The following is an 18,182-nucleotide window of genomic DNA, read 5'->3' on the forward strand; positions in this document are numbered from 1 at the left end:
ATTTCTGTTAACGCAACCGTCAAGGGTATTAAAATAGTTCTACAATATACAGTGGAAAAGGAAAGTCTAAAGCTATAATAATCGTCAAACTTTACAAGAGAAATTTTTTTGATACTTTTTTTCTTTTTTGCTTGACATCAGAGCAATGGTTACCTATTATTGAAGAGCTTCATTGGAAAGCAAGCAAAAACTACTTTTGGGAAACAAAACAATACATACCGTTGTCGCCAACACCAATGCAAACGCCGTTTCCCGGCCTGCAGATCGTGATTTTTCCATCACCGTGTTGGTAGCGATTTCCCTTGTTGCTTCCCTTTCTATCTCTTTAGCTATATCCGTCTCTCCTGTAGTAGAGCTTATCAATAGTATCGGAACAGCAGGTATTGTTGTAGCCGTACTATCCATTCTACAGGTTCTGATTTCTGGCATTCTAATTCTAAATCTACTAATTAGCTAACCAAAACAGCCAGAGGTTAGAACTTAAATCAAGCTCTTTTTACAAAAGATTTAACTTAAATTCTGACCTCTGGCGGGAAAAGTACATTAACGAGGTCATATGAACCACTTAAAAGCTCAAAAACTCGAACACGGCACCGATGAACAACCAATTGAGGCCTCGGAAACGCACGTAATGAACGGGGCAGAAATTTTGATTAATACGCTGGAAGACCTGGAGGTAGATACTCTTTTTGGGTATCCGGGGGGAGCTGTATTACCGATTTACGATAAACTTTTTGATAGTCATGATATCCGGCATGTTTTAATTCGACACGAACAAGCCGGAACACATGCTGCCGACGGATACGCCCGAGCTACCGGAAAACCAGGCGTAGTCCTGGTTACTTCCGGTCCGGGCGGTACCAATACCGTTACCGGTATTGCCACCGCGGCCATGGACTCCATTCCGCTGGTTGTTTTTACCGGGCAGGTGCCCTCCAGCCTTATTGGCAATGATGCCTTCCAGGAAGCGGATATCGTGGGCATAACCCGCCCGATCACCAAGCATAATTACCTGGTGAAGGATGTGGATGAGCTGGAGCATGTCATTCGAGAGGCCTTTCATGTAGCCACCAGCGGCCGCCCCGGGCCTGTACTGGTCGACCTTCCCAAAGATATGCTGAACACGGATGGTCGCTACAGCGGACTCAAGAAAATTTCGATGCCCAACTACAACCCGGTTACCGAAGGGCACAAATCCCAGATACGAAAAGCAGCGAAGTTGCTGAGCGAGGCGAAAAAGCCGTTGATCTACGCCGGTGGGGGAGCGATCCTCGGCGAAGCATGGGAGGAATTGACCGCCATGGCCGAGCGCCTTAACATCCCGGTGACCACCACCCTTATGGGGCTCGGTGCTTTCCCGGAAAGCAAGAAACAGTCGCTGGGCATGCTGGGCATGCACGGCACGTACTATGCCAACATGGCAACCACTGAGTGTGATGTGCTGCTGGCGGTCGGCGCTCGCTTTGATGACCGCGTAACAGGGCGCCTGGATGGATTTTCTCCCCACTCCCAAAAAATTCATATCGATATTGATCCCTCAAACATCGGAAAGAATGTAGAGGTGGAGGTTCCCATTGTGGGAGACGTCAAAAACGTACTGCCGCAAATTGATGAACTGACCGACGTTCCCGATACCAGCGAGTGGTGGAATACGATCGAAACGTGGAAAAAGGAGCATCCGCTTCGAATCCCCAAATCGGATGAAACGATCTATCCCCAGCACATGGTTGAGGAGATCTCCCGCATTACCAAGGGGGAAGCGATTGTTGTTACGGATGTTGGTCAGCACCAGATGTGGGCTGCACAGCACTACAACTTTAACCACCCGCGCTCCTGGCTCTCTTCGGGAGGACTCGGCACCATGGGGTACGGATTTCCAGCCGCCATGGGTGCTGCCTTTGGCTGTCCCGATCGTCCGGTCGTCTGCATCACCGGAGACGGCGGCTTCCAGATGACCGCCTATGAGCTGGCCACAGCTGTGGAATATGAAGTGCCGCTGAAAATTGCCATCATGAACAATAACTGCCTCGGTATGGTCCGGCAGTGGCAGGAGCTCTTCTTTAACAAGCGCTACAGCCACTCTATCCTCAAGAAGGGAAATCCGGACTTTGTCAAGCTGGCCGAAAGTTATGGGGCCATCGGAATGCGGGCTGTCAACCCCAAAGAGATGACCGAGGTGCTCGAAAAAGCGATGAAGATCAATGATCGGCCCGTGGTTATGGACTTTCAGGTTGAAGAACATGAAAATTGCTACCCGATGGTACCCTCGGGAGCAGCATTGAATGAAATGGTAGAAGGAGAAGAAGAATGATATCTACACAGAACGGGAAGACAGAGACGAAAAACAAGCATACCCTCTCGGTTCTGGTCAACTATAATCTCAACGCTCTTTCCAGAATCATTGGAATTTTCAGCGGAAAAGGGTTTGAGATCGACAGTGTCAGTTTTGGACCGGGAGAGGAATCGGGGCTTGCCCGAATCACCATTACCACGCACGGCGACGAACATATCATTGAGCAGATCACCAAGCAGCTCAACAAGATCATCGACGTGGTAAAGGTCACCGACCTGACGTATGAACACTTCGTGGAACGCGAGCTTGCCCTGGTCAAGGTGGCGGCCACCGCTTCCAGCCGTACCGAGGTGATGCAGGTAGCCCAGGTGTTTCGTGCCAAGGTGATCGACATCAGTCCCGAAAAGCTCTCCATAGAGGTGACGGGCAACCGCGATAAAGTAGACGCCTTCATCGGCATGATGGAACCGTTTGGAATATCGGAAGTGGCCCGAACCGGTACGGTAGCCCTGAAAAGAGAATACAGCGGAACAGTATAGACACTATTAGAAACCAGTATTAACTCAACACATAATTAAAAGCAGGATATATTTTAATGAAAGCGAAGACCTATTATAACGATGATGCCGACCTTCAGTTTCTGGCCGATAAAACTGTAGCCATTATGGGGTATGGAAGCCAGGGACATGCACACGCCCTTAACCTGAAAGAGAGTGGAGTTGACGTGGTCGTCGGGCTTCGGGAAGGCAGTTCCTCAAGGGATAATGCCAAAAAAGCCGGTCTCAAAGTGCTCAACCCCGCCGAAGCCGCCCGGGCAGGCGACATCGTTATGATCCTTATCCCCGACCAGCACCAGGCCGATTTTTATGAGGAAAACGTAAAACCCAATCTCGAGGAAGGCAATGCCCTCGCTTTTGCGCACGGGTTCAACATCCATTTCGGAGCTATTGAACCGGAAGAAAACGTAGATGTTTTCATGATCGCTCCCAAGAGCCCCGGTCACCTGGTTCGTCGCGTGTATGAGCAGGGATCAGGCGTTCCGTGCCTCGTGGCTGTCCACCAGGATTATACCGGGTCGGCCAAAGATACCGCCCTGGCTTATGCCAAGGGACTTGGCGGAACCCACGCCGGTGTTATTGAAACCACTTTTAAAGAAGAGACCGAAACCGACCTTTTTGGGGAACAGGCCGTGCTTTGTGGCGGTACTTCCGAGCTGGTCAAAAAGGGATTTGAAGTACTGGTTGAAGCAGGCTACCAGCCCGAAATTGCCTATTTCGAGTGCCTCCATGAGCTGAAGTTGATTGTTGACCTGATGTACGAAGGAGGCATTGAAGGCATGTATTACTCGGTCAGTGACACCGCTGAATATGGTGGGTTGACCCGCGGCACCGATGTCATTGATGATGAAACCAAGAAGCGCATGGAGAAAATGTTGAAGGACGTGCAGGATGGTTCCTTTGCCGAGGAGTGGATCAAGGAGAACAAGGATGGACTGCCCAACCTTACCAAGCTGCGTTCACAACTCGGTGACCATAAAATTGAGACCGTTGGAAAAGATCTCCGGTCCATGATGGACTGGATCGGCAACAGGGAAACGGAACCGGCTGAATAGTTTTCAAGACAGCTTCAAAACCATTAACAGAATGACAGCAACGAATATCCAAATTTTTGACACCACGCTGCGCGACGGCACCCAGGGAGAAAAAATCGCTTTTTCTGCCGAGGATAAAATACGTATCGCCCACAAGCTTGATGAATTTGGATTCGACTATATCGAAGGGGGATGGCCCGGCTCCAATCCCAAGGACATGGAGTTTTTTGAACTGGCGAAACATCACAGCTTCAACAATGCCAGGATTGTGGCGTTTGGCAGCACGTGCCGCGCGGGAAATGCCGCTGAAGACGATGCCAACCTTTGTGCACTCGTAGGGGCTGACACCCCCGCCGTCTCTCTTTTCGGCAAAAGCTGGTTGCTGCATGTAAAAAAGGCGTTGAAAATTTCTGCACAAGATAACCTCGACATCATCTCTGATTCCGTGGCTTTCCTGAAAAATCACGGGAAAGAGGTTATCTATGATGCCGAACATTTTTTCGACGGATACAAGGACAACCCGGAATATGCCGTCAAAACGCTCAAGGCCGCCGAACAGGCGGGCGCCGATGTGCTGGTGCTCTGCGATACCAACGGGGGAACGCTGACCCACGAGGTTACGCAGATCGTCTCGGAAGTGCGGGCACAGACCGATACCAGGCTGGGAATCCACGCTCACAACGACAGTGAACTGGCGGTGGCCAATACCCTGGCCGCGGTCGCAGCCGGATGTGTACATGTGCAGGGGACCGTCAATGGGTACGGAGAACGATGTGGGAATGCAAACCTTTGCTCAGTCGTGCCCAACTTGCAGCTTAAGCAGGATTACAGCTGCATTCCCCCGGGAAAGATGGACCAGCTCTCTTCCCTTTCGCACTTTGTCAGCGAACTGGCCAATGTGAGCCCGGACATCCGTCAACCCTATGTCGGGCGCAGCGCTTTTGCCCACAAGGGCGGTATTCATGTCAACGCCATTATGAAAAATGAGCAGACATACGAACATGTTGTCCCTGAGAAGGTCGGAAACCGGCGGCGGGTGCTGGTGTCAGACCTCTCCGGAAAGAGTAATGTCTACTACAAATCTGATGAGCTCGGCATTGAACTGGACAAACACGGAGATGACGCTCCTCAAATTGTTCAGAAACTGAAAGAACTTGAAAACCAGGGATACCAGTTTGAAGCCGCCGAAGCCTCGTTCGAACTGCTGGTTAAAAAGATGACGGAACCGTGGGAGGAATATTTTGCTTTAGAAGGGTTTCGCATCATCGTAGAAAAAAATGTCTCGGGCGGGGCCCGTTCAGAGGCCACCATCCGCCTGAAGGTCGGCGACCAGATCGAACATTGTGCTGCCGAAGGCAATGGACCGGTCAATGCCCTGGACGGGGCGATGCGCAAGGCGCTTCACAAGTTTTTCCCTGAAATTGACAATATGCACCTGCAGGATTACAAGGTGCGGGTCCTCAATGAAAAAGATGGCACCGGCGCACGTGTTCGGGTGCTGATCGATTCTGCCGGGAGCGAGGATTCCTGGGGAACTGTCGGTGTATCGGAAAACATCATTGAAGCGAGCTGGCAGGCGCTTTCTGACAGCTTCAGCTATTTTTTGATGAAACAGGGTCAGGAAGTGCTGGACACCCAGGCCAATAAAGCAAGTTGAGGGCAATCAATATTTTTATTCAACTATATCGATACAGCCTTCTGACGGCAATATCACCCAAAAAGAGCGATCAAATAATCACCAAATAACAATCGAGGCATAATCTAAACCATTAAGTTTAAGTCATAGATCACAGAATCATGGAAAACCAAATTCAAATTTTCGACACCACGCTCAGAGATGGAGAACAATCTCCCGGGTTTAGCATGAACCAGGAAGAAAAATTAAAGCTTGCCCTCCAGCTTGAGCGTCTAAAGGCCGATGTTATCGAGGCCGGTTTTCCAATTGCATCCGAAGGTGACTATGAAACCGTCCGCGAGATCGGTAAAAAAATCAAACAGAGCACGGTTGCCGCGCTCTGCCGGACCAAGAAGCAGGATATTGACCGGGCCGCCTCCGCCCTGGAGTTTGCTGAAAAACCCCGTATCCACACCTTTATCGCCACGTCCGACATCCATATGCAGTACAAGCTCAAGAAGTCGCGCGAGGAAGTGCTGGAGTCGGCGGTGGAAGCGGTGGAATACGCCCACGCACTGTGCGACGAAGTGGAGTTTTCAGCAGAGGATGCCTCGCGCAGTGATCCTGAATTTCTCTACGAAATTTTTGAAGCCGTAATCGACGCCGGGGCTGAAGTGATCAACGTGCCCGATACGGTGGGCTACGCCCTTCCCTGGGAATATGGCGAGCTGATTAAAGGCATTAAGGAAAACGTGCCCAATATCGACAGTGCGACCATCAGCGTGCACTGCCACAATGATCTTGGGTTGGCCGTGGCCAACTCGCTGGTCGCCGTGCAGAATGGTGCTCAGCAGATTGAATGTACCATCAACGGAATTGGAGAACGCGCCGGTAACGCCTCACTGGAAGAAATAGTCATGGCAATGGCCACCCGCGAAAACAATATTGGCAAAAAAACCAATATCGTGACCGAAGAGCTCTACCCGGCCAGCCAGCTGCTGACCAAGATCACCGGCAACCCGGTGCAGCCCAACAAGGCTATTGTCGGCGAAAACGCGTTTGCGCACGAGGCGGGCATCCATCAACACGGAGTGTTGAACAACCCGATGACCTACGAAATCATGACCCCCAAATCGGTGGGACTTACCGGCAACCGCATTGTGCTGGGCAAACATTCCGGCCGGTTTGCACTGAACAAAAAACTTGAAGATCTCGGGTACTCCCTGGTAAAAGAAGAGCTCGATCAGATTTATACCAAAGTAACCCGGCTTGCCGACCAGAAAAAGGTCGTGACAGACAGTGACCTGCTCATGCTGGTGGATGAAACACTGAATCACAAAAAAGTTTCCGGCGATACCACCGTTACCCGGGAATGAAGAATTAAACCATCCAGGAATATTAATCATAACTGATAAAACTACAGAGTTCGAATTACCATGGGAATGACTCTTACAGAGAAAATATTAGCGAAACACAGCGGCGCCTCTTCGGTTGAACCCGGAGAAAGTGTCTGGGTTGATGTGGACGTCTTGATGACCCACGACGTGTGCGGGCCGCCCTCCATCTCCATTTTCAGAAACGAATTCGGCGAAGATGCCAGAGTCTGGGATAAAGAGAAGCTTGTTATTATCCCAGACCACTATATCTTTACCAAAGACAAATATGCCAACCGCAATGTCGACATCCTGCGGGCGTTTGCCGCCGACCAGGATCTCCCCTACTACTATGATGTAGGATCGGACGACTATAAAGGAGTTTGTCATATCGCGCTTCCTGAAGAGGGCTTCACCCGTCCGGGTGAGGTTCTGTTCGGGACCGACTCCCACACTTGTACGGCCGGCGCCTTCGGGCAGTTTGCCACGGGAATCGGGAACACCGATGCCGCTTTTATCATGGGCACCGGCAAGCTTTGGGTAAAAGTGCCCGAAACGATGCGGTTCGTATTTGAAGGCAACAAAATGCCGGAGTACCTGATGGCCAAGGATATCATCCTGCAAATTATCGGGGATATCGGCGTGGATGGCGCCACGTACCGAACGATGGAATTCGCCGGCGAAGGTATCAGCGCCATGACGATGGAAGACCGCATGACCATCACCAACATGGTGATTGAAGCCGGCGGTAAAAATGGCGTGGTTGAACCGGATGAAAAAACAGAAGCGTATGTAAAAGAACGCACCGACAAACCGTTTGAACCGGTCTACAGTGATGAAGACGCCAACTACCACAGCGAGTACACCTACCAGCTCGACAAGCTGGTACCGATGGTAGCCAAACCACACAGCCCGGATAACAAGGCCACCGCCGAAGAGCTCGAAGGCACGGAGCTCGACCGCGCCTATATCGGCTCATGTACCGGTGGAAAATTGTCCGATTTCGTGGCTGCCGCTGAAATTATTGACGGACAGGAATTAAAGCTGGAAACCTTTATCGTTCCGGCCACGACTGAGATCAAAGACGGCCTGAAGACGACCAAAGTGAATGGCAGAACGCTGCTGGATATTTTTGAAGAGGCCGGGTGCCACATCGGCAACGCCTCCTGCGCGGCCTGCCTTGGTGGACCTTCTGATACCTTTGGCCGGCTGAACAACGAAGAGCGCTGTATCTCCAGCACCAACCGGAACTACCCGGGCCGCATGGGTTCCAAGCAGGCACAGGTATACCTCGCTTCGCCCTACACTGTGGCTGCCTCGGCCGTCACCGGAAGCATCACCGATCCGCGGGCATTTATCAATTAGTTTCTGTTATTGGCTATTAGTAGGCGATGAGTTGAACTCGGATAGACCAATAACTCATAACTAATCGTACAGAGTTGAAGAACTCAACAATCAAAGACGTAATACGAAATTACTTAAAAGCTAATTCAACCAATTAATGGCAGATTCAGACATAATTAAAGGAAAAGCGTTTGTGCTCGGTAAAAATATCGACACGGACCAGATTATACCGGCGGAACACCTGGTATACAGTCTTGACGATCCTGAAGAACGAAAATTTTACGGGCGCTATGCCCTCTCCGGCGTTCCTGACGCGGAATCCGGGCTTCCCCAGGGAAACATCCCGCTGGTGGAAGAGGACAAGTTTGAAAGTGAGTTTGATATCATCGTAGGTGGACACAACTTCGGTTGTGGTTCCTCCCGCGAACACGCTCCCGCCTCACTTAAAATTGCAGGCATTCAGGCAATTATCGCTCCCACGTTTGCCCGGATATTCTACCGCAACTCGGTCGACGGAGGGTTCGTCGTTCCGTATGAAAGTATTGAAGACCTGAGTTCCAAAGTAGAAACCCACGATGTTCTCGAAATCGACCGCGCCAAGCGAGAAGTGCGCAACCTCACCCAGGACGAAACTTATGAAATTCGTCCGCTGGGCAGTGTTGCTGAAATCGTAAACGCCGGTGGTATTTTTGAATTCGCACGAAAAGAGGGGATGATCGCATGACCGCAACCAAGGAAATCGTTGTACTACCCGGTGACGGTATCGGCCCCGAGGTTACCCAGGAGGGGATTGAAATTTTAAAAGCCGTCTGCAAACGACATGGGTACAAACTAAAAACACGCAGTTTCGACGTCGGCGGGGCCAGCATCGATCGCTATGGGCGCCCCCTGACTAAAGAAACGCTGAAGGCCTGCAAGGAGGTGCCCGCCGTGCTGCTCGGTGCCGTGGGAGGACCACAATGGGACGACGAACCGAAAGACAGGCGACCGGAAGCGGCGCTGCTGGGACTGCGAAAAGAACTTGACCTTTTTGCCAACCTGCGTCCCATCAAAGTCTACAAACCTCTGATAGATGCCTCCACTCTTAAACGGGAGATTGTAGAAGGCGTCGACATCATGATACTGCGTGAACTAACCGGCGGAATTTATTTTGGACGTCCGCGGCTGATTGAGAAAACCGATGACGGAGAACGCGGCGTTGACACGATGGAATATACTACCAGGGATGTCTCCCGCATAGCTCACAAGGCGTTTGAAATGGCTACCCACCGCAAAAAGAAAGTGGCAAATGTGGATAAAGCCAATGTCCTCGACAGCTCAAGGTTGTGGAGAAAAACCGTTATCGAAGCCGCTAAACAATGGCCGGAGATCGAGCTGGAGCATGTCCTGGTCGACAACTGTGCCATGCAGCTGGTCCGCTACCCAAAGCAATTTGACGTAATTCTGACCGGCAACATGTTTGGAGATATTCTCAGTGACGAGGCGGCGATGATCACCGGCTCCATCGGCATGCTGCCCTCCGCCAGTATCGGTGAGGAATACGCCATGTACGAACCGGTTCACGGCTCCGCACCCGATATCGCGGGCCAAAACAAGGCCAATCCACTGGCCACAATCGCCTCGGTGGCTATGCTCTGCCGCCACTCCCTCGATATGGAAGAAGCGGCTCAAGAAATTGAAGCTGCCATACTCTCTACGCTGGATGACGGTTTCCGCACCGGCGATATCTACACGAAATCACCCAAGGAATATTTGGTCAGCACATCCGAGATGGGTAGTGCTATCATGAAACACTTAAATCCTGATTTACAACCAGGCACGTTCTTATGAAACAATCATCAGCCAAAACGTTCGCTAAACAAACGGATACCGACACCAATTCCTCCAAAATTTTGCTTCAACTGCGATCTTCAAGCAGAGTGAATGAGGTGGACCTGGACCATCCGGGATTTGGAGACCTGTTTTCGGATCACATGTTCAGCCTGCAATACGCGGATGGAGAATGGCAGGATGCCCGGATTATCCCGTTTGAAGACCTGAAAGTTTCTCCGGCGATGTCGACTCTTCACTACGGGCAAACCGTATTTGAAGGGATGAAGGCTTTCCGGGGAAAAGATGGCGAAATTCGCTTTTTCCGCATGGATCGGCACCTGGACCGGCTCAACACCTCCTGCGAACGGATGTGCATTCCCCAGGTTGATACCGGTTTGCTAAAAAGGGCCCTCAAAAAACTGGTTTCCATCGACAAGGAATGGGTTCCGGAGAAACATGGTAACGCCCTCTATATCCGTCCCCTTGCATTTGCAACTGATGCCTGCCTGGGCGTGCGACCCGCCGAACACTACCGGCTGTTGATTATGACCTCACCCGTGGGAGCTTATTACAAGGAGGGCTTTGACCCGGTAAGCCTGACTACATCGGATGATTATATTCGGGGTGCCAAGGGTGGAACCGGTTTTATCAAAACAGCCTGCAATTACGGTCCCACCCTGCTGCCGGCCCAAAAAGCAAAACAGAAGGGCTTCACCCAGATTATCTGGCTCGATGCCAAGGAGCACAAATACATTGAGGAAGTGGGCACAATGAATATCTTCTTTAAAATTGACGGTGAGTTGCACACCCCCCCGCTGAACGGCTCCATACTCGGAGGCATTACCCGGGATTCGGTCATCAAGCTGGCGGAACACTGGAATATTCCTGTTCATGAGCGACCTATTACCATCGACGAAATCTTTGAGGCGGATAAAAATAAAACGCTGGAAGAGGTCTTCGGAACGGGTACGGCGGCCGTCATCTCCCCGGTCGGGTCGATCCACCACCAGGGAAATACGCTGGTGACAGATGAAAATGAAATCGGGCCCTTTGCCAAGAAGCTTTTTGATACGATAACCGGCATACAATATTCAACTCACGAGGACATCTATCACTGGATGTCCACTATTAGCTGACCTAATCTACCCGATTGATAGTCGGGTAGATTTCTTTTCTGTCTCACTTGTCGATCTGTTTTACCTGGTGCTGTTTCAGACCAATTAGTTAAATTTCCCGGCACTACGGTGCAGTCGATACAGGGATGGGGCTCCAACTTACTCTGAACAATGCGTACTGTGTTTGGTACATGTTTTAGTATTTTCCTTTCTATGCCCATGGCCATTTATTACTTTCCTGCTGACTTTATTTACAATCCAGAATAACTCGTACTTTCTATGAGAATAACGATTAACAAGCTTGAGGAAGAACTGCACATGGAAGCCCAAAATGAAGAAGGGGGGGCCATAAGGATTGACGGGACCCGCTCGATAGGGGGCATTGAAGGAGGCATGAGTCCGATGCAGCTGCTCCTTGCCGGCATTGGGGGGTGCAGTACGATCGATATTATCGGCATTCTCAAAAAACAGAAACAGGAGCTGAAAGATATCACGGTGGAAATTGACGGAGACCGCCAGAAAACAGGAACCTACTCCGAATTCAAAACTATCCATATGCACTATATTTTGGAGGGTGAACTGGATCCCAAAAAAGTGGAGCGGGCCATAAATCTGTCGATCGATAAATACTGTTCCGTTTCAAAAGCCCTGGAAAAAACATCCGAGATCACTCACAGCTACACGATTCAATAAACATTCTTTTTATGTCAGACTCTACCAAAAAAACCGGCACCAAGGCGATACGCACCCAAACGGAACGAAGTGAGCAGCGGGAGCACTCTACTCCCCTGTTCATGACTTCGAGTTTTATATTTGATTCAGCGGAACACGCTCGGGCCCTGTTTGCCAACGAAATGGAAGGCAACGTCTACAGCCGCTACTCCAATCCCAATACCAATGAGTTTATCGCCAAGATGTGCAACATGGAGGAGGCCGAAAGCGGCATTGCCACCGCTTCGGGCATGGCGGCTGTCTTCTCCAGCCTGGCAGCTCTGCTCGACCAGGATGATCACCTGCTTGCATGTCGCTCCCTGTTTGGCTCGAGTCACCAGATTCTAAACTCAATTTTCCCGCGCTGGGGCATCAGCCACTCCTACGCCGATATCGACAACCCCGATGGATGGGAATCGCTCATTAGGGACAATACACGCGTTCTTTTCCTGGAGACCCCCTCGAATCCGGGGCTCGACCTGATCGACCTGGAGTGGGCCTGCGAGCTGGCCAAACAGCATAACCTGATTACGATTGTAGATAACTGTTTTGCCACGCCTTACCTGCAAAAACCGATGGTCTATGGTGCAGATATTGTCGTGCACTCAGCCACAAAATTCATTGACGGTCAGGGGCGGGCTATTGGGGGCGCTGTCGTCGGCAAATCCCGGTATATCGATGAGATCGAAAACTTTACGCGCCATTCGGGTCCGGCGATGTCTCCGTTTAATGCCTGGTTGTTTTCCAAAAGCCTTGAAACGCTGCCCGCCCGCATGGACCGCCACTGCTCCAATGCTCTTGCCCTGGCCGAATTTCTTGAAGGCCACCAGGATGTGGAGTGGGTAAAATATCCTTTCCTGCCAAGTCATCCGCAGTACGAGCTGGCCAAAAAACAGATGAGCGCCGGTGGCGGGGTTGTTGCCTTTAATATCGAGGGTGGCTATGAGCGAGCTAAAAGCTTCCTTGATAACCTGGAGATGCTGTCACTTTCCGCCAACCTGGGCGATACACGGACTATCGCCACGCACCCGGCATCCACCACGCATTCCAAGCTGACCGATGAGGAACGAGCCGCTGTAAACATCACGCCCGGCCTGGTACGTATCGCAGTGGGTCTGGAAGATATCGAGGATATTATTGAGGATGTAGAAAATGCTCTCAGTATGTAAAGCAGGCACAGGCAACTGTACTCTATTTGCCTGATACAACCTGAGTTCGACATATTTATGTCAACCAGAATGCCTGGTTACCTTGGAATGGCAAAAAAAACAGTCTCTCCTTGAAGGGTGGCCAATAGCGTGACGTGGGTTTAGGCTTTAGCGATTGGGGTGGGAGCTGTACCTCTAAAATAGAGAATACCCCCCCCGCCTTGGGCGATGCTCCCCTGATGGGGAGAATAAAGGCCTGCCCCAAAAAGCAATGTTAAAACTGAAAGTTATATCGAACCCAGGTTAATATAATTAGGACTCTCTTTAAACGCCTGGTAGAGGACTTTAGAAAATCGTTTTCTGGCCCGGTTTTAGCATTTTTCTGGATTCGAGATCCTCATTTATGGACTTATAAACTGCGGTTTTAAAAATGCTCAGGCGTTGGCCTGAATAAAACTCCTGGTTTTAAAACCTTCTTTCATATAACAAACCCATCGAGCAGCTCATTGCCGTCCGATGGGTTTTAAATCTCATACAGGATAATTCGGTCAAGATACGAAATGTATAACCGGGTCTCTCAACTGTTAATCCCAGTCTTCGATCATGTCCACCGTCTTTTCCTTTTCCGCCCACTCATCCGCATCCGGCAGCGGGTCAGTGGTCTCGTTGATCAGGTGATCCATCCATTCTTCAGACAGTTTGTCATTCAGATCAATATAGTGCTCCCATTCCATTGGAAGCTCATCATCTGGATAGATCGCCTCTACGGGACACTCCGGCACACAGGCATCGCAATCGATACATTCAAAAGGATCGATAACCAAAAAGTTGGGGCCCTCACGAAATGCATCGACCGGGCACACCGCCGCGCAGTTGGTGTATTTACAATTAATGCAGGGTTCAGCTACTATATAAGCCATGCTTTGTAATAATTATCTTTTTAAGATTATTTTCTTTCCACATGCAGCATGATATCGTCAGAAACTGCACACAGGTTTACAAATTTATGTTCTGAAAACGAAAAAAACTGATGGGTTAATCTAATCTTCTTTGAGCGTATTTTCCACTTTTAAAGCCTCATCGACTACATCTCTTCCAACAATACGTGCCGTTTCCTCATAGGCTTTTAAAAGCTGATCCGAGCGAAAATACTCAATAACATCGGAATCGATCAACGCATACCATATATTTTTGCGGGACTCAAAATCGGGATGCGCCTTCGCCATCGGCTTGCGCAGGCGCTGCGTAAACTTCAGGAAATGACCATACGCCGGTCCAAACTCCTCTTCAAAACGCTGCCGGAGCCGCACCGCCAGGGCGGGAGCCGCACCGCTGGTGGAAATAGAAATTGTTAACGGTCCCTGCCGTACAATCGATCCAAATGCAAAGTTGGCATGGGGCAAGTCGTCCATCACATTGACGAGGATATCCCGCTCAACCGCCTCGTTGTACACGCGTTCGTTGAGGTTCCCCTCATACTCTGCGACGATCGCCATGAACGCCCCCTCAAGATCGCCCTCCCGGTATTCGCGATCCAACCAGGTAAACTTTTCCTGTTCCGCAAGCTGTTTCATCCTGTCCGTAATATGCGGGCTGATCACCGTCAGGTTTGCGTCACGCTCCAGGAGCTGTTCCACCTTCTCTTCTGCTTCCTCATCTCCGCCGATGAGTACGGTTTTTCGTTCATCAAGCCGGCGCAGATAAATCGGGAACATTTTCATGGGATTATGCGGTGTAAACTGTGATTGCTGTTCATACAAAATACGTCCCCGAGCGGTATATAAAATACTCACCCGGGGATCGCATGTGCCGAAAGAGGTCTTTATTTTTCCACCTTCATCGGTGTAATGCCATCAGGAACCGGTCATACTTTTATTATAGTTCTGGGTCGGAAGATGGATGCCGCACTCAGTCTTCTCCGAACCGTTCCACCGGCCCGCGCGTTCATCTTCTTCCTCTTCGGCATCCACCGGTTGTGTACATGGAATACAGCCGATGCTGGGGTACCCGTCATCGTGGAGCGGATTATAGGGCAGCCCGCGGGTGTTGATATAGCTCCACACCTCGTCGGCGGTCCAGTTGGCCAGCGGGTTGATTTTGATCACTTCATTTTCCGGATCCCATTCCACCACGTTCGTCTGCTTGCGGGTTTCAGACTGGCTGCGGCGTACCCCGGTTACCCAGGCCTTCTTATCTGAAAGGTAGTTACGCAGGGGACGCACCTTTCGAAGGTAGCAGCAGCGGTTGGGGTTCCGGTTCCAGAGCTCTTCGCCGTAGAGCTCGGCCTGCTCATCCAGCGACAGGTCGGTACTCACCCGCGTTATGTCGATGTTGTACCGGGCTTCCAGCCGGTCCCGCAACTCATATGTTTCCTCGAAAAACAGGTGGGTATCCAGGTAAAAAATCGGTATATCGATACCGGTTCGTTGCAACCGGTCGATCAGGAATACTCCCGAAGGGCCGAATCCCGTACCCAATACCATCTCCGTACCAAAGGTTTGAAAACCCCAGGAAAGTATCCGGTCGGGACTGGCCTCTTCGAACTGCTGGTTGAGGTTATCTAGCAGTTCCTGCGTTAAATTCTGTTGTAAAAATGTTATCGGCTCTTTTAAATCCTGCATTGCATTAGTTGTTGGTTATCCTGCAAAATTTGTAAGAATGTGATCTTCCCTGGCAACGCCTGTTTCTCCGGTATCGGCCTGGAACCAGCTCAGCTCTCTGCTTTGGGAAGCCAGTTCGCCCACAACAATTGTGGCTGGGGAAGACAACCCCTCTGCTTCCTCTGCTATAGTTTCCAGCGTGCCCCTGACTACTTTTTGATCGCCGTATGTGGCGTTCTGGATGACAGCCACCGGGGTATCTTCGCTCCGTCCCAGGCGGACCAGTTGTTCGGCGATTTTATGCAAATTTCGCATTCCCATCAGTATAACAAGGGTGTCGGAATTGACCAGGTGGCACCAGTTCTCAAAAGAATCGCTTTTCTTAATTGTGTGGCCAGTGACCACCGTAAATGAACGGGCCACCTTGCGATGGGTCACCGGGATGCCGGCATAGGCCGGGGCGGCCAGGGCCGAACTGATTCCGGGCACCACTTCATATCGAACATTGGCTGCCTTAAGAGCGATGCACTCTTCACCGCCGCGACCAAAAACGAAGGAGTCTCCCCCCTTCAGTCGCGCCACCTTTTTACCTTCACGTGCCTTGGTCACCAGAATATGGTTGATCTGTTTTTGAGAAACTGAGGGTTTACCCGGTCTCTTGCCCACGTAGATATGCTCTGATTCCTCAGAGGTGATGGAAAGCAGTTCCGGGTTGGCCAGGCGGTCGTAGACAATCACATCGGCCTCCTGTAAAATGTTGGAGCCCTTCACCGTGATCAGTTCCGGATCGCCCGGGCCTGCTCCCACCAGATAAACTTTGCCGTACGCCGGGTATTTTTGTTCACTCATAATTAAATCTATTCATGTTATGCGGGAACTTGTTCGGTTTCCTCTATCCCAACCCGGTTCCAGAAATCGCTGAAGGTTTCACCGTTGGACCGGTTTTCTTTGAAGTGCTTCAGCAATGGACGGATTTCGTCGACCAGGTTTTCGCGGTCTACCAAGTCCTTGTACTCCTTATTCAACCGGGTTCCCTCGGGATTCCCGCCGATAAAGATCGTGTATTTGTCGAGGGAACGACCCACGAAGCCGATATCGGCTACATAAGGACGGGAACAACCGTTGGGGCATCCCGTCATGCGTACGGAAAGCTTTTCCTCCTCAAGGCCGAGTTCCTGCAGCACGCTATCCAGCTCCCGGATAATATCGGGAAGCGCGCGTTCAGATTCGGTGATGGCCAATCCACAGGTAGGCAGTGCCGGGCAGGCCATCGAATATTTGATCACGTTGGCAATTTCATCGTGCAGCAGAACCCCGTGATCGTGAAAAATATCTTCTACCTCTTCTTTTTCGTCCTCGTCAAAGCCGGTCAGTATTACGTTGTGGTTGGGCGTCAAGCGAACCCCGGCGTTATATTTTCGGACCACTTTTCGGAGCGCCGTTTTCAACTGAAGCGCGCCGTCATTTTTTATACGGCCGTTTTCAATGGAAAGCCCCAGGAACCAATCGCCATCCGACTGTTGATTCCACCCGAGATAAAGGTCGAGATCAAACGGGGGAAGCTCGCGGAACGGTTCCAGCTCGTACCCGAGGCGTGATACCAGCTCCTCTTCAAATTTATCCAGCCCCCATTTGTGGATAAGATACTTCATGCGGGCCTGCTTGCGATTCTTCCGGTTGCCGTGATCCCGCTGGATGCCGATAATCGCCTTGACAACCTCGACCACCTTCTCTTTGGGAACATACCCGAGATCATCTCCCAGGCGCGGAAATGTATTTTCCTTGCGGTGGTTCATGCCCATGCCGCCTCCGACTGTAATATTAAACCCTTCAATTTCATTACGGTCATCGAAGAGGGCGACCAGGCCGATATCCTGGGTATAGATGTCAACGCTGTTATCACGCGGCAGTGCAATCCCGATCTTGAATTTTCGGGGAAGGTAGCTGTGGCCGTAGAGCGGCTCTTTCTCCTCAACCTCTTCCTTCCCGGAATAGACCTTGTCTCCATTCAGCCACACCTCGTGATAGGCCTTGCTGGCGGGCAGAAGAATATCAGAAAGTTCATCGGCAAAATCCTGCACCTTTTTTTGCCGCCCGTCGATATCGGGGGCGGGCGTGGCCATTACATTCCGCACAATATCGCCACAGGCCCCCAGGGTGGTGATGAGCGAATTGTTGATCTCCTGCAGCGTCTCTTTTAACTCCTGTTTTATTACGCCGTGGAGTTGAAAGGCCTGTCGTGTCGTGACACGCAGGGTGCCATCGGCGTAATTATCAGCTATGTCGTCGATAGCCAGATATTGGTCAGCGGTCATTTTGCCGCCGGGCAGCCGGCCGCGGATCATAAAGATATAATGGCGGTCTCTGCCTTCCCGGAGATCGCGATCATCCTGCTGGTAGGTGCCGTGAAATTTCAGCACCTGGATAGCCTCCTTGCCGAAGTGGGAAGAATCGTTTCCCACTTCTTCAGCAAGAGGCGCCCGCAGATAATCGCTGTTCTCCTTTATGACCTCAATCTTACTTTTTGTCTTTTTTCGTCTTGGCATAAAGGATGTTCTTATCTGTTTAAAAGCAAGTTAT

Annotated in this window: 16 protein-coding genes and 1 pseudogene; 11 read left to right on the top strand and 6 right to left on the bottom strand. The window is 50.8% G+C overall.

The genetic code is table 11. The features are described 5' to 3' along the window. Positions 1-156: 156 nt before the first annotated feature. Positions 157-405 carry a hypothetical protein gene (locus tag ACG2E4_RS12070; protein ID WP_395261723.1) on the bottom strand — a complete coding sequence of 83 codons (249 nt, stop codon included), beginning with the start codon at positions 403-405 and terminating at the stop codon, positions 157-159. 226 nt (positions 406-631) lie between these two features. Between ACG2E4_RS12070 and ilvB the strand changes: the two genes are divergently transcribed. The 11 genes and pseudogenes from ilvB to ACG2E4_RS12125 all read left to right on the top strand — a co-directional run bounded on the left by ilvB (position 632) and on the right by ACG2E4_RS12125 (position 13,023). Continuing rightward, positions 632-2,311 carry a biosynthetic-type acetolactate synthase large subunit gene (gene ilvB / locus ACG2E4_RS12075; protein ID WP_395261762.1) on the top strand — a complete coding sequence of 560 codons (1,680 nt, stop codon included), beginning with the start codon at positions 632-634 and terminating at the stop codon, positions 2,309-2,311. Further along, positions 2,308-2,832 carry an acetolactate synthase small subunit gene (gene ilvN / locus ACG2E4_RS12080; RefSeq protein WP_395261724.1) on the top strand — a complete coding sequence of 175 codons (525 nt, stop codon included), beginning with the start codon at positions 2,308-2,310 and terminating at the stop codon, positions 2,830-2,832. Before ilvB ends, ilvN begins: the two co-directional genes overlap by 4 nt. 56 nt (positions 2,833-2,888) lie before the next feature. Further along, entirely contained in the window at positions 2,889-3,905 is a 1,017-nt protein-coding gene (ilvC, locus tag ACG2E4_RS12085; RefSeq protein WP_395261725.1) for a ketol-acid reductoisomerase, read from the top strand. A 31-nt stretch (positions 3,906-3,936) separates the two neighbouring features. After that, positions 3,937-5,541 carry a citramalate synthase gene (gene cimA, locus ACG2E4_RS12090; RefSeq protein ID WP_395276722.1) on the top strand — a complete coding sequence of 535 codons (1,605 nt, stop codon included), beginning with the start codon at positions 3,937-3,939 and terminating at the stop codon, positions 5,539-5,541. A gap of 140 nt (positions 5,542-5,681) precedes the next feature. Next, a pseudogene (locus ACG2E4_RS12095) lies at positions 5,682-6,830 on the top strand (2-isopropylmalate synthase); the annotation flags it as partial. Between the two features lie 105 nt (positions 6,831-6,935). Then, positions 6,936-8,237 carry an aconitase/3-isopropylmalate dehydratase large subunit family protein gene (locus ACG2E4_RS12100; protein ID WP_395261727.1) on the top strand — a complete coding sequence of 434 codons (1,302 nt, stop codon included), beginning with the start codon at positions 6,936-6,938 and terminating at the stop codon, positions 8,235-8,237. A gap of 136 nt (positions 8,238-8,373) precedes the next feature. Then, positions 8,374-8,940: a 3-isopropylmalate dehydratase gene (locus ACG2E4_RS12105; RefSeq protein ID WP_395261728.1), complete on the top strand. Its 567-nt coding sequence runs from the start codon at positions 8,374-8,376 to the stop codon at positions 8,938-8,940. Then, the gene (gene leuB / locus ACG2E4_RS12110; RefSeq protein ID WP_395276723.1) at positions 8,937-10,046 is read left to right on the top strand and encodes a 3-isopropylmalate dehydrogenase; all 1,110 of its coding nucleotides are present in this window, start codon (positions 8,937-8,939) and stop codon (positions 10,044-10,046) included. Before ACG2E4_RS12105 ends, leuB begins: the two co-directional genes overlap by 4 nt. Further along, entirely contained in the window at positions 10,043-11,164 is a 1,122-nt protein-coding gene (locus tag ACG2E4_RS12115; RefSeq protein WP_395261730.1) for a branched-chain amino acid aminotransferase, read from the top strand. Before leuB ends, ACG2E4_RS12115 begins: the two co-directional genes overlap by 4 nt. A 258-nt stretch (positions 11,165-11,422) precedes the next feature. Continuing rightward, complete coding sequence (locus ACG2E4_RS12120) at positions 11,423-11,836, top strand: OsmC family protein (RefSeq protein ID WP_395261731.1); 414 nt, start codon at positions 11,423-11,425, stop codon at positions 11,834-11,836. A gap of 11 nt (positions 11,837-11,847) precedes the next feature. Next, positions 11,848-13,023 carry a trans-sulfuration enzyme family protein gene (locus ACG2E4_RS12125; protein WP_395261732.1) on the top strand — a complete coding sequence of 392 codons (1,176 nt, stop codon included), beginning with the start codon at positions 11,848-11,850 and terminating at the stop codon, positions 13,021-13,023. A gap of 563 nt (positions 13,024-13,586) precedes the next feature. Here the strand turns inward: ACG2E4_RS12125 and ACG2E4_RS12130 are convergent. From ACG2E4_RS12130 to ACG2E4_RS12150, 5 genes are all read right to left on the bottom strand, one after another. Beyond that, positions 13,587-13,922: a ferredoxin family protein gene (locus ACG2E4_RS12130; protein WP_395261733.1), complete on the bottom strand. Its 336-nt coding sequence runs from the start codon at positions 13,920-13,922 to the stop codon at positions 13,587-13,589. 120 nt (positions 13,923-14,042) lie between these two features. Next, positions 14,043-14,795, bottom strand: coding sequence for a bifunctional precorrin-2 dehydrogenase/sirohydrochlorin ferrochelatase (locus tag ACG2E4_RS12135; protein WP_395261734.1), 753 nt, complete (start codon positions 14,793-14,795; stop codon positions 14,043-14,045). A gap of 60 nt (positions 14,796-14,855) precedes the next feature. Then, complete coding sequence (locus tag ACG2E4_RS12140) at positions 14,856-15,623, bottom strand: phosphoadenylyl-sulfate reductase (protein WP_395261735.1); 768 nt, start codon at positions 15,621-15,623, stop codon at positions 14,856-14,858. A gap of 15 nt (positions 15,624-15,638) precedes the next feature. Next, positions 15,639-16,451 carry a uroporphyrinogen-III C-methyltransferase gene (gene cobA / locus ACG2E4_RS12145; RefSeq protein WP_395276724.1) on the bottom strand — a complete coding sequence of 271 codons (813 nt, stop codon included), beginning with the start codon at positions 16,449-16,451 and terminating at the stop codon, positions 15,639-15,641. A gap of 17 nt (positions 16,452-16,468) precedes the next feature. Next, a complete protein-coding gene (locus ACG2E4_RS12150) occupies positions 16,469-18,148 on the bottom strand; it encodes an NADPH-dependent assimilatory sulfite reductase hemoprotein subunit (protein ID WP_395276725.1) in 1,680 nt (559 codons plus the stop codon). Positions 18,149-18,182: the final 34 nt, after the last annotated feature.

Source organism: Halalkalibaculum sp. DA384, assembly GCF_043951955.1.
Classification (GTDB): Bacteria; Bacteroidota; Rhodothermia; order Balneolales; family Balneolaceae; genus JAMQKA01.